At 63.0% G+C, this 10957-nt stretch carries 13 protein-coding genes; 8 read left to right on the top strand and 5 right to left on the bottom strand.

Annotation, left to right across the window (positions count from 1 at the left end):
• From NKI41_RS15720 to NKI41_RS15700, 5 genes are all read left to right on the top strand, one after another.
• The coding region (locus NKI41_RS15720; protein WP_352683847.1) for a TCP-1/cpn60 chaperonin family protein at nt 1-554 on the top strand (554 nt) is incomplete at its 5' end.
• 82 nt (nt 555-636) lie between these two features.
• Complete coding sequence (locus tag NKI41_RS15715) at nt 637-798, top strand: hypothetical protein (RefSeq protein ID WP_352501782.1); 162 nt, start codon at nt 637-639, stop codon at nt 796-798.
• Nucleotides 799-952: 154 nt separating this feature from the next.
• A complete protein-coding gene (locus tag NKI41_RS15710) occupies nt 953-3112 on the top strand; it encodes a transglycosylase domain-containing protein (RefSeq protein ID WP_352471002.1) in 2160 nt (719 codons plus the stop codon).
• 96 nt (nt 3113-3208) lie between these two features.
• Nucleotides 3209-3793, top strand: coding sequence for a DUF1214 domain-containing protein (locus NKI41_RS15705; RefSeq protein ID WP_352471001.1), 585 nt, complete (start codon nt 3209-3211; stop codon nt 3791-3793).
• Nucleotides 3786-4334, top strand: a complete 549-nt coding sequence (locus NKI41_RS15700; protein ID WP_352471000.1) for a DUF1254 domain-containing protein — start codon at nt 3786-3788, stop codon at nt 4332-4334. The genes NKI41_RS15705 and NKI41_RS15700 overlap by 8 nt, the downstream gene beginning before the upstream one ends.
• A 14-nt stretch (nt 4335-4348) precedes the next feature.
• On the opposite strand, the gene NKI41_RS15695 is transcribed toward NKI41_RS15700, so the two are convergent.
• Nucleotides 4349-4534 carry a hypothetical protein gene (locus NKI41_RS15695; RefSeq protein WP_292658434.1) on the bottom strand — a complete coding sequence of 62 codons (186 nt, stop codon included), beginning with the start codon at nt 4532-4534 and terminating at the stop codon, nt 4349-4351.
• Between the two features lie 187 nt (nt 4535-4721).
• On the opposite strand from NKI41_RS15695, the gene NKI41_RS15690 reads away from it, so the two are divergent.
• Nucleotides 4722-5732: a DUF2336 domain-containing protein gene (locus NKI41_RS15690; RefSeq protein WP_352683845.1), complete on the top strand. Its 1011-nt coding sequence runs from the start codon at nt 4722-4724 to the stop codon at nt 5730-5732.
• Nucleotides 5733-5743: 11 nt separating this feature from the next.
• Here the strand turns inward: NKI41_RS15690 and NKI41_RS15685 are convergent, their stop codons facing one another.
• The 3 genes from NKI41_RS15685 to NKI41_RS15675 form a co-directional block, all read right to left on the bottom strand.
• On the bottom strand, nt 5744-6091 hold the full coding sequence (locus NKI41_RS15685) for a DUF1491 family protein (protein WP_352501779.1): 348 nt from the start codon (nt 6089-6091) through the stop codon (nt 5744-5746).
• A 94-nt stretch (nt 6092-6185) separates the two neighbouring features.
• The gene (locus tag NKI41_RS15680; protein ID WP_352683843.1) at nt 6186-6959 is read right to left on the bottom strand and encodes a peptidoglycan-binding domain-containing protein; all 774 of its coding nucleotides are present in this window, start codon (nt 6957-6959) and stop codon (nt 6186-6188) included.
• The gene (locus NKI41_RS15675; RefSeq protein ID WP_352614963.1) at nt 6934-8682 is read right to left on the bottom strand and encodes a sensor histidine kinase; all 1749 of its coding nucleotides are present in this window, start codon (nt 8680-8682) and stop codon (nt 6934-6936) included. The genes NKI41_RS15680 and NKI41_RS15675 overlap by 26 nt, the downstream gene beginning before the upstream one ends.
• Before the next feature lie 519 nt (nt 8683-9201).
• On the opposite strand from NKI41_RS15675, the gene NKI41_RS15670 reads away from it, so the two are divergent.
• Nucleotides 9202-9570: a DUF5330 domain-containing protein gene (locus NKI41_RS15670; protein WP_352470996.1), complete on the top strand. Its 369-nt coding sequence runs from the start codon at nt 9202-9204 to the stop codon at nt 9568-9570.
• A gap of 113 nt (nt 9571-9683) precedes the next feature.
• Entirely contained in the window at nt 9684-10112 is a 429-nt protein-coding gene (locus NKI41_RS15665) for a SufE family protein (protein WP_023677843.1), read from the top strand.
• 104 nt (nt 10113-10216) lie between these two features.
• Here NKI41_RS15665 and NKI41_RS15660 read toward each other — a convergent pair whose 3' ends face one another.
• A complete protein-coding gene (locus tag NKI41_RS15660) occupies nt 10217-10642 on the bottom strand; it encodes a Ros/MucR family transcriptional regulator (RefSeq protein WP_023677844.1) in 426 nt (141 codons plus the stop codon).
• Between the last annotated feature and the right edge of the window lie 315 nt (nt 10643-10957).

Raw genomic sequence — 10957 nt, 5'->3', positions numbered from 1 at the left:
CCACGTCCGACTATGACAAGGAGAAGCTGCAGGAACGTCTCGCCAAGCTGGCGGGCGGCGTTGCCGTCATCCGCGTCGGCGGCGCGACCGAATCCGAGGTCAAGGAAAAGAAGGACCGCATCGACGATGCGCTGAACGCCACGCGCGCGGCCGTCGAAGAAGGCATCGTTCCCGGCGGCGGCGTCGCGTTGCTGCGCGCCAAGGCTGTGCTGAAGGGGCTGACCGGAGCCAATGCCGATGTGACGGCAGGCATCTCGATCGTGCTCAGGGCCCTTGAAGCGCCAATCCGGCAGATCGCCGAGAATTCCGGCGTCGAAGGTTCGATCGTCGTCGGCAAGCTCGCCGAGGGCAAGGATCACAATCAGGGCTTCGATGCCCAGAACGAGGTCTATGTCGACATGATCAAGGCCGGCATCGTCGACCCGGCGAAGGTGGTACGGACGGCGCTGCAGGACGCGGGCTCCATTGCGGCGCTTCTGATCACGGCGGAAGCCATGATCACCGACGTTCCGGCGAAGGAAGCCGCTGCTTCACCCGGCGGCATCGGCTATTGACCAGCCACTGCCGGAAACAAGCCTGAAAGACAGCCGCCGGGGTATCTTCCCCGGCGCGCACCATCGGCAAGGAGATCGATCAATGATCGCATTCGTCCCGAAGCCAAAGGCAGCGGCGAAAATCGAAGTGGCCGAGGAAAGCCGCTTCGATCGCATTCGCAGGCTTGCCGACAAGCACAGGAAAGCCAACGCCGGCATGATAGGCCGCGACCCGAAAAAGATCGCGGACAAGCGTCCCATGTGACGACTGCCAATGCTCGGCACCTCGCGCAAGCGCGGAACCTTCATCGCCCTTGTAGGCAGCGCCAAAATGGACGAATAGTCATAGCGGCGCGCCGCCGTGAAATTGCCGGCATGCGGTTTCTCAGTTGGCGGCATCGCCGCAGCCGGATCCTGGAATGGCCAGTCCTTTGGAACCACGCAAGAGAAGAGGTCCGATCGCCGCAAGGCTGCTGGCGGTGGATGCGTGGATTGATTCCTCGGTCTACGAAATCGGCTTCAGGGCGCGCCAGTTCTGGGAAGCGGCGACCATCTTCTCGCGGCGTTTCCGTGTCGACGGCTGGCGCCGCGGCCTGATCGAACTGTTGAGTGAAGGCTTTACGCTCGGTGCCGGCGGCATCGTCGTCCTTTTGGCGCTGGCCTTGCCGGCCTTCCAGATAACCGCCGGCGACTGGCGCACGCAAGGCGACTTCGCCGTCACCTTCCTCGACCGCTACGGCAACGAGATCGGCCAGCGCGGCATCATCCAGCGCGATTCGGTGCCGGTCGACGAGATGCCCGACCATGTCATCAAGGCGGTGCTGGCGACCGAAGACCGCCGTTTCTTCGACCATTACGGCATCGATGTGCTCGGCCTGTCGCGCGCCATATTCGAGAATGTGCGGGCAAATTCCGTCGTCCAGGGCGGCTCGAGCATCACCCAGCAGCTGGCCAAGAACCTGTTCCTGACCAATGAGCGGACATTCGAGCGCAAGATCAAGGAAGCCTTCCTGTCGCTGTGGCTCGAAGCCAATCTGTCGAAGAAGGAAATCCTGCAGCTTTACCTCGACCGCGCCTATATGGGCGGTGGCACCTTCGGCATCGAGGCGGCAGCCGATTTCTATTTCGGCAAGAGCGTCAAGGACCTGAACCTTGCCGAGGCGGCGATGCTGGCCGGCCTGTTCAAGGCGCCGACCAAATATGCGCCGCACATAAACCTGCCCGCCGCCCGGGCGCGGGCCAATGTGGTGCTGTCCAACCTGGTCGATTCCGGCTTCATGACCGAAGGCCAGGTGCTGCAGGCAAGATTACACCCGGCCGAAATCGTCGACCGCGGCGAGCAGAAGAGCCCCGACTACTACCTCGACTGGGCCTTCGACGAGGTCAAGAAGATCGCCGCCAAAGGCGGCCCGCACTCGCTTGTCGCCCACACCACCTTCGACGCCAACATCCAGAAGGCGGCCGAAGAATCGATGGAGTTCCACCTCCGCCAGTTCGGCAAGGAATACAACGTCACCGAGGGCGCCATCGTCGTCATCGAGACCAATGGCGCGGTCAGGGCGATCGTCGGCGGCCGCGACTACGGCGCCAGCCAGTTCAACCGCGCCACCAAAGCGCTTCGCCAGACCGGCTCCTCGTTCAAGCCCTATGTCTATGCGACGGCGATGGAGCATGGCTTCACGCCGGATTCGGTGGTTTCCGGCGGACCCATCTCCTGGGGCAGCTGGTCGCCCCACAATTACAATGGCGGGTCGGCCGGCAACGTCACGCTGATCACGGCGATGGCCAAATCGATCAACACGGTGCCGGTGCGGCTGGCCAAGGATTATCTCGGCATCAAGCCGATCAAGGCCATGGCCGAGGCGATGGGCGTCGAGTCGCCGCTGGAATCGCACAAGACCATGGTGCTCGGCACGTCGGGCATGACCGTGATGGACCAGGCGACGGGTTACAGCGTATTTGCCCAGAACGGCCTTGCCGGAACCCGGCACGGCGTCAGCCAACTCTTCACCCGTACCGGCGAGGTGGTCTACGACTTCGCCAAGGATGCGCCGCCGCCGCATCGGGTGCTGTCGGAGCAGGCGCTCAAATACATGAACACCATGCTGGCGGCGGTGCCGGTGATCGGCACTGCCCGGCGCGCGGCCCTTCCAAACATCGTCGTCGCCGGCAAGACCGGCACGACCCAGTCCTACCGCGATGCCTGGTTTGTCGGCTTTACCGGCAACTACACGGCCGCCGTCTGGCTCGGCAATGACGACTTCACCGCGACCAACAAGATGACCGGCGGCACGCTGCCGGCCATGGTGTGGCAGCGGCTGATGGTCTATGCGCACCAGAATATCGACCTCAGACCGATTCCCGGCCTCGATCACCCCTTCGTCGATGCCGAAATTGCCGCCAAGGCCGAGGAAGCGGAAAAGAAGAACGCCGAACAGGCAGCTGCCGATGCCGCCGCCGAGCGTCCGCCGGTGCTGTCCAGCCGGACCACCCAGACCCTGAAGGAACTGACCAGGCTGTTCCAGGCGGCACCCGTGCTCGACGCGCCCGCTGCACCGGAAACCCTCTCGGCGCTGTGACGCCCAATTGCGCGGGGCCGCTTGCCACAAGGCCCTGCGCCGCGATATCCCCGAGCGGCAATCTTTCAGTCCCGGCCTTCGGTTCCCTGCCTCCTCATGCTCAAGAACGCCTTCCTGACACTGCTTTCGCTTGCCATCGCCGTCGTCGGCGGTGGCGGCAGCGTCTGGTATGCACTGAAGCTGCAGGATGGCGTCGGCGCCATCAGGATCGGCCAATGGACCGCCTTCCCCGATATCGGCACGCCGACGGCAGATCCCTATTCGAAGGCCCGCGTGGCTCGCGAAGGCGTGCTGGCGCTCGGACAGGCGGAAGGACTGTCCTTCATAGCCGAGCGCGATTCCGGCGGCGAACAGCTCCAGCGGCAATGTGCCTACAAGATCGCGGGCGGCTTTCCCACCGCCCGGTTCTGGACGCTTTATGCCGCCGACCAGTCGCTTGGCGTGGTCGAGACCGGCAAGCCGAGGCCGGCTGCGCTGCAGTCCTATCAAGTGCTGCGCCAGGCCGACAATTCGGTGGTCATTTCCGTCGGCAGCCGCCCAGCGCCCGGCAACTGGCTGCTGACCAGCGGCGCCGGCAAGATGTACTTGGTGCTTACGTTCTACGACACGCCGATCGCCAGCAGCACCGGTCTCTCGGACGTCACGCTGCCACAAATCCAGAAGGTCGGCTGCAATGCGTAGCCTGCTGCATGCCGTGCTGCTCGGCCTGCTCGGCGCCGGCATCGTGCACATCATCGTGCTGCTGCTCGTCCCCGAGTTCTCCGAACGCGACGCCTGGTCGCGATTGGCCATGGCTTCGGATCTCTACAAGATGACCAGGCTCGACGCGGAAGCCGGCGGCGCGCCGGTGGTGAAATCGGTCGATCCGCTATTTTATGCGGCGGCATGCCGTTTCGATCTTGCCGAGGGGATGGTGCGGGTCAAGGCGCCGGGCAAGGTGCCGTTCTGGTCGATATCGGTCTATGACCGCGGCGGCCACAACATCTACTCGTTCAACGACCACAGCGCGACCGCAGGCATGCTCGACACCGTTGTGCTGACGCCGGCCCAGATGATCGAGGTCCGCAAGGATCTTCCCGAGGAACTGCAAGGCGCCATCTTCGTCGAGGCGCCGATAGAGGAAGGCGTATTCGTCATCCGTTCGTTCGTGCCCGACGACAGCTGGAAGCCGATCGTCTCGCGGTTTCTCGAACAGAGTTCCTGCGAACTGCAGGATTTTTAAGCCGGTTCCGATGCTCAGTGATGCGGTACCGGCAATGTTCCCGAAGGTCCCGGCTTGTCGGGGCCGGCCGGCCGCGTTTCGCCGGTCAGCGGCCGCTGTTCGTAGCGCACCCCGGGAAAGATGATCACTGCCGCCGGCGCGGTTTGTTGTGCTCGATTGGTTGCCGCCGTTCGCGGCACGAAAGACAGTACCATGCCCATGGTTCGCGTATTCCTCTCGGTTGCCCCGGAGCACAACGCAACGCCTCCATAGTCGATTAAGAAGGCAGTAGGTTAACGGAGCGCTAACGGATCGCCGCTAAATTGATCTTTGTTCTTGGGAAACGCGAAACCGGTACAGCCCGGCAGAGCGCTGTCCAGATCGTGTCGAGTGTCGGGCGTATCCTTCGTGTCAGCTTCGGATTTCAGGCAAATCGCAGCAGGAGCTGAATCGGGAAAGGCCGAAAGGCTGTTTCGCGCCGCGGTATCGGCGTTCTGCTCGCTCACCCGGCCTTCGCGCCGGGAAATCGCGCAGCTCGAAGACCTGACGCTGCCGCTGTTCGAGAATGTCTCGGTCGAATCGCGCCGCTACGTCGCGGCAGCCCTTTCCGAATGCGAATATGCACCCGCCGCGCTGGTGCGGCGGCTTTGCCAGGAGCGGGTCGACATCGCCGCTCCGCTGCTCATCCGCTCGCGCGCCCTCAGCGACGTCGACCTGATCGCGCTGATCGGACGTCACGGCCTGCCGCATGCCCGTGCCATTGCCCGCCGCAAGGATCTCAATCAGACGATCGCGGATCTCATCAAAGTGCTCGAAAGGCCGACGCTGGTGCGGTCGCAGCAGCAGCCGGAAACAACCGCCAAAGCCGCGTCCGAAAACGCCGAAGTGGTTGCGGGCGAGGTCAACAGGCAAGAGGCTTCCGATGCCGCTGAAACTGTACGCCGCCGGTTGCGATCCATGATGCGCGCCGAGAGCGGCGCCTCCATCAGTCCGTTCGTCGAGCCACAAACCTATGTCAAGCTGCGCGAGACCGCGCTGACCGGCAATGCGGCATTCTTCCAGACAGCGCTCGCCGATGCGCTCGAAGTCGATTTTTCAACGGCGCGGACGCTCACCGCAAGCCACAATTACACATCGCTGCTGGCCGCCTTGCGCGCGCTCGACCTCAGCGAAGACAAGGCGTTCCTGATCACGGCCGCCATCTATCAGACCGAGTTTCCGCACCCGCAGGCGATCCGCATCTTCCTCGACCGCTACCGCCTGCTGCACCGCGACGCGGCGTTGGACAGGCTCCGCGGCTGGAAGGCCGAGACCGTGTCGAAAATCGTTCGCAAGCCTGGGCGCGTCGCCGCAAATGCCGACCTGCGCAAGCCGAACAGCGCCGATATGACCGCCACCCCAAAGGCGCGTCGCGTCTGAAGGGCTTGCCGTTAAGACGCCTTGACCGAGATAAGCTCCTCGACGCGAATGGCGCCCGCCTCGATCTCGACCACCCAGATATCCGGATCGAATCTCTTCTCGCGCTCCAGCCGCGCGTCGAAGATGGCGGCATCGTCGCCTTCGCCAAGCAGGCTGAAAAAACGGTCGTCCGGCCTGGCTGAATCGTAACTCGTCTGCGGCGCCGGCCCGAACAGCGCCATCTCCCCTTGCCTGCCCCGCGCCAGCACGAAAACCGCGCCGGCTTCCGTCGCGCCGCGCTTGACCACGGCGGCAAAGCCGCCGGCGCTGAAAACCCGGCGCAACAGCGCCGACACCCACAGATCGGTGGTTACCCGCATGGAGAAGTCCTGGACATGCGGCGGTCCTTACAGCATTGGCCGGAAGACCGTAACCGGTCTTTGCGAGGCGATCGGCGAGCGGCCGTTTCGACCCTTAGTTGGTCAGGCCGATCTCGCGCATCTTGACGTAGACGATCTCGTCGGGCTCGCCGGTCTCCGGCAAGCCGAACAGCGCCTGGAATTCCTTGATCGCGGCCTTGGTGCGCGCGCCGACGACGCCATCCAATCGCATGTCGTCATTGCCGAACGCCTTCAGTCCGGCCTGGATCTTGACGATGCGGGGATCAGGTGTTTGCGCCACCGCATTTGCCGGTGCGGACGCTGGAATGGCGGTTGGAACAGCGGCCGTTTCGACCGGCCGCGGCACCGGATGCGGCACCACGGCTGCGGTCGTCGGCGTGGCACCCAGTTGATCCAGCAAAACGCTGTCGATCTCGCCGGAGGCATTTAATCCGACCTTCTGCTGATAGGCCTGGATGGCCTTGCGCGTATTCGGTCCGGGAATCCCGTCGACGGTGCCGGAATAGAAATCGAGATCCTTCAATATGCCCTGGACCTGCTCGACGACCGGGTCGCTCTTGATCGGCGCAGCGGCCGGACGCACGATATTGATGGTGGTTTCGGGCTCGTCGCTGTCCGCCCGGGGAAAGCGCTCGATACTCCTCGTGGCGAAAAACGCGCCGGCATGCGGAAAAGGCTGGTACCAAAGCGCGTTCGCCGAGACGTAGAACAGCGTCACCAGGAACGCGGTGGAGCCGCCGACCACAACAGGATTGCGCGAGATCAGGCTGCCCAGCGCCATCGCTCCGTGCTCGAAGGCATTGCCGCGGCGTTTGACCGCCCTAGGCTGTTTTGCGGAGCGACCCATTGCTCTCCCCTTTGCCACCGTCCGCCTTGGCTTTGACTGCGGACATCGGCACCACGCCGGCCTTCTCCGCCGAGCGGCCCGTCGGGCCGTTCACGGGAAGGCTGATCGTCACCGTGGTGCCCTCGCCAGGCATGCTTTCGATCGACATGGTGCCCTCGTGCAGCGCCACCAGCCCCTTCACCAGCGAAAGCCCGAGGCCTGTGCCTTCGAAACGGCGGGTATAGTCGTTCTGGATCTGCATGAACGGCTTGCCGAGATTGGCGAAATCTTCCTCGGCGATGCCGATGCCGGTGTCCCGGACCCAGAAATGCAGCCGCGAGCCGATGCGCTTGGCGCCGATGACGACATTGCCGCCTTCGGGCGTGAACTTGATCGCGTTGGAGACGAGATTGATCAGGATCTGCTGCACGGCGCGACGGTCGGCATTTATTTCGCCTGCGTCCGGCGCGATCTGGGCCTGCAGATCGATAGCCTTTGCCTCGGCTTGCAGGCGCATCATCGATTGGCACATCTCGACCGCTTCGCGGAAGCGGAACGGTTCCGGTTCGGTCGCGTAAGCGCCCGATTCGATCCGCGATACGTCGAGTATCGAGGTGACGACGGCAAGCAGGTGCTGGCCCGAATCCCTGACCAAGCCGACATATTCCTTCTGGCGAGGATCCTTGAAGCTGCCGAACATCTCGTGCAGCAACATGTCGGAAAAACCGATGATGGCATTGAGCGGGGTGCGCAACTCATGGCTGACGACGGCAAGGAAGCGTCCTTTCGCCACCTCGGCGGAGGCAGCCGCCTCATTGGCAGCGGCAAGCTCCTGGCGCAGTCCGGCCAGTTCGTCGTTCTCGCGCAGAAGAAGCGTGAAGACAGTCTCCTGCCCCGGCGCGCGCATCATCTCGAGCGAGAACGGCCGGTAATTGTCGGCCGTCACGCCGCTGCTCTGCGGCAGCCGGACGCGAAGGTCGAGCCGGCGCGACAGGGCGCCATCGCGCATATCGGCCAGCGCACTGAGATACGGGACGCGGTCGGACAGATGGATGCGATCGAAAAGTCCGGTGCCGAAAAGCAGCTCCGGCGGCAGCCTCAGCATAGTGCGTGCCTTAGCCGAGACGTCCAGAACCTCACCATGCGCAGCGATTCGCAGCACGACGGCGTCGATCAGGTCTTCGAGCCGGTGGCTGCCGGCCGGATCGAGCTGTGCGTTGGCGGCGCCGCGAAGCGGAGCGATACGCGGAATGAGCGTGAGTGCCCAGGCCAGTGGTACCAGCCAGTGCCATGCGGCGATTTCGGTCTGGTGGGCGAGCGGCAAGACTGAACCGGCTAAAGGCTGCAGCAAGACTGCGACAAAGGCCGATATGGCGCCCCAGACCACGGCACGGCGCGATTGGCCGATCCACCACGCTTCAAACGGCAGCGCCACTGCGAGCAAGGCAACCGGCGAGGCCACACCGCCGGCGGCAGCGATAAGGGCACCGAGGGCAACGCTGCCGACGACCAAGGCGAGTTGGCCGGCCAGGGTCATCTTGCCCGAGGCAGCCACCAGCAGGGCGGCGAACCAGCAAAGGCCGAACGCCGCAAAGATCGCAGCCACAGTCACGGCCGCGCCCATTCCCGACGTGACCAGCGTCACCGCTGCACCCGCGCTGAAGAAAGGCGCCGCCAGCATGACGCCAATGAACCGGCTGTGGCGGCGACGATCGCTCTGGCCGAGCACGGACGGATGAACCATCCGTTCGCAACCGGCGGCTATCGCGCCCGGCAACTCGGCGTATCTGGCCTTGATCGCACTCAACTCAACGCACCCGGTCGTGAACGGCCCTGCTTTGCAGGCGGCTTTTGTCGATCCGAAACTCGCATCCAGCGTTTAAGGAATGGATAAGGCTGGGCCGATCGTCCCCCGGCAGGCTGCAAATATCGGGATACCGGCGGGGAAAAACCGGGGCAATTGCCGCCATAGTAAACGGAGCGTTATCCACACCGCCCGCGCCTGCACCTGCGACCGAGGGCATCAAACTGTCGCCGATTAAGAAAATGACCACGAAAAACAATAGGTTGGATGGTTATTATTTGCTGAATAAAATCTGAGCCGTTCGAGGCAAATGAACTTCAAAACGCTTCGTTTCGAATCTGCCTAAAATTTGAGGAAAACTGTTGCTTTCGGGACAAGCCGTCCTTTGCGCGTCTGTGTCAGTATCGCGGTACAAGGGTCGTGCGGTTCGGAGGCATGACCGTCATAAAGGACAGACAGATGGGCTTTCTGATAAGAGCTGCTTTCTGGTTTTCGCTGGTGCTTCTGGCGCTGCCGCTGGGTGTCGGCGCCGATGATGCGGGCCGCGAAAGCGTCGGGCCGCTCCAGGCGCTGTTTGCGGCGCGCGAAGCCGTCGGCGATATCGCTGGCATCTGCGAGCGCAAGCCGGACGTGTGCGAGACCGGCAAATCGGCAATGCATACCATCACCGCCCGGGCAAAGGAGACCGCCAAGATCGCGGCTGCCATGCTGGACGACAAGGCCGCTGAACCCGATACAGTGACGACTACCGGCAGCGTGCCCGGGGAAATCGTCTTGCCGGCGAAAGTCGATCTGCCGGCGAAACTGCACTTGCCGGCGAAGAACTGAGACTGTTTCGGCCGAATTCATCGCCGGACCGCAAGGCTCCCCATGCCCGGCGCCTGCGGCGTTTCTCCTCTTTTTCCGTGACGCGGCAGCGCCGGATCACTATATCCGGGAGCATGACGACGACGATCCAGACCATCCGCGACGACTTTTCCCTGCTCGACGAGTGGGAAGACCGCTATCGCTATGTGATTGAACTGGGTGAAGCGCTGCCGCCGTTTCCCGATGAGCAACGCATACAAGCCAACAAGGTGCCGGGCTGCGTCAGCCAGGTCTGGCTGACTACCGAGCAAGGCGGGGGTGTCGACCCCGTTATCACCTTCAAGGGCGATTCCGACGCGCATATCGTGCGCGGCCTGGTCGCCATCATGCTGGCGCTGTTTTCGGGACGGCCGGCCAGTGAAATCCAGAGGACCGACGCCGAGGCAACGCTAAAGGCGCTCGGACTTGACGAGCACCTGTCGCCGCAGCGCGCCAATGGTCTCCGCTCGATGGTCAAGCGCATCAAGCGTGACGCCGAGGCAGCGTTGAAGCAGACCGCCTGACCGCACGGCAGTTGCTGGCGGGCATGGCGGGTTCGACCTTGACCCCATAATACAAAACGGCGCCCGCAGGCGCCGTTTGAGTATCAAACCGGAAGAGCCGCTTGTCAGCGTCCCTTGCGCTTGCGGCCGAGACCCATCTTCTTGGCGAGCTGCGAACGGGCGGCCGCGTAATTGGGCGCAACCATCGGATAGCTCGGGTCCAGGTTCCACTTTTCGCGATACTGGTCGGGCGTGAGATCATAGTGGGTCATCAAGTGACGCTTGAGCGACTTGAACTTCTTGCCGTCTTCGAGACAGATGATGTAGTCGTCATGCACCGACCGCTTCGGATTTACCGCCGGCTTCTGCTTGTCGGCAGGCGGCTGCTCGGCGGCCCCGCCGACACGCCCGAGAGCGGCATGGACATCGGCGATAAGGTTCGGCAGTTCGCCGACCGGTACGGGATTGTTGCTGACATAGGCAGCCACCACATCGGCGGTGAGCTCGATCAGCGCGTCACTGTTTCTGGAAGGTGTTTCGGTAATATCCATGGCGTTCAGGTCCCAACGAGAATTGTTTCTGTCTACGCCCTATTTTTGGCAGGCAGGGCATCGCGCGAACTTGTGCAGGAAAAAGCCTCCGCGATTCGCGTCGCGGCATCTTAATGAGCCTGAGCGCCAAGTAAGTCAATTCGCTTCTTGCGGTCTATTCAGCGATACAAGTCAAATATTCCTCATTCAGCTTCACTCTTTCGTGCAAAGTGTAACCTTGCCGTTTTTTCTGGTCAGACCAGCATCGACTGACGCGGCGGCAAGCAGCCATTACACAAACGGCAGCAGGTAAATAGAGTTCGATGCTTGACCCTG

The organism is Mesorhizobium sp. M0601, from assembly GCF_040320845.1.
In the GTDB taxonomy this organism is placed as follows: domain Bacteria; phylum Pseudomonadota; class Alphaproteobacteria; order Rhizobiales; family Rhizobiaceae; genus Mesorhizobium.
Note: the sequence above shows the minus strand (reverse complement) of the source record. Positions and strands in the feature narration are given on the sequence as shown.

What these genes read in the sequence shown, in the direction of transcription:
- NKI41_RS15685 (WP_352501779.1), bottom strand. Translation starts at nt 6,091, where the DNA reads ATGCGGGTAACCACCGATCTGTGGGTGTCGGCGCTGTTGCGCCGGGTT.
- NKI41_RS15705 (WP_352471001.1), top strand. Translation starts at nt 3,209, where the DNA reads ATGCTCAAGAACGCCTTCCTGACACTGCTTTCGCTTGCCATCGCCGTC.
- NKI41_RS15680 (WP_352683843.1), bottom strand. Translation starts at nt 6,959, where the DNA reads ATGGGTCGCTCCGCAAAACAGCCTAGGGCGGTCAAACGCCGCGGCAAT.
- NKI41_RS15675 (WP_352614963.1), bottom strand. Translation starts at nt 8,682, where the DNA reads ATGGTTCATCCGTCCGTGCTCGGCCAGAGCGATCGTCGCCGCCACAGC.
- NKI41_RS15660 (WP_023677844.1), bottom strand. Translation starts at nt 10,642, where the DNA reads ATGGATATTACCGAAACACCTTCCAGAAACAGTGACGCGCTGATCGAG.
- NKI41_RS15670 (WP_352470996.1), top strand. Translation starts at nt 9,202, where the DNA reads ATGGGCTTTCTGATAAGAGCTGCTTTCTGGTTTTCGCTGGTGCTTCTG.
- NKI41_RS15695 (WP_292658434.1), bottom strand. Translation starts at nt 4,534, where the DNA reads ATGGGCATGGTACTGTCTTTCGTGCCGCGAACGGCGGCAACCAATCGA.
- NKI41_RS15710 (WP_352471002.1), top strand. Translation starts at nt 953, where the DNA reads ATGGCCAGTCCTTTGGAACCACGCAAGAGAAGAGGTCCGATCGCCGCA.
- NKI41_RS15665 (WP_023677843.1), top strand. Translation starts at nt 9,684, where the DNA reads ATGACGACGACGATCCAGACCATCCGCGACGACTTTTCCCTGCTCGAC.
- NKI41_RS15700 (WP_352471000.1), top strand. Translation starts at nt 3,786, where the DNA reads ATGCGTAGCCTGCTGCATGCCGTGCTGCTCGGCCTGCTCGGCGCCGGC.
- NKI41_RS15715 (WP_352501782.1), top strand. Translation starts at nt 637, where the DNA reads ATGATCGCATTCGTCCCGAAGCCAAAGGCAGCGGCGAAAATCGAAGTG.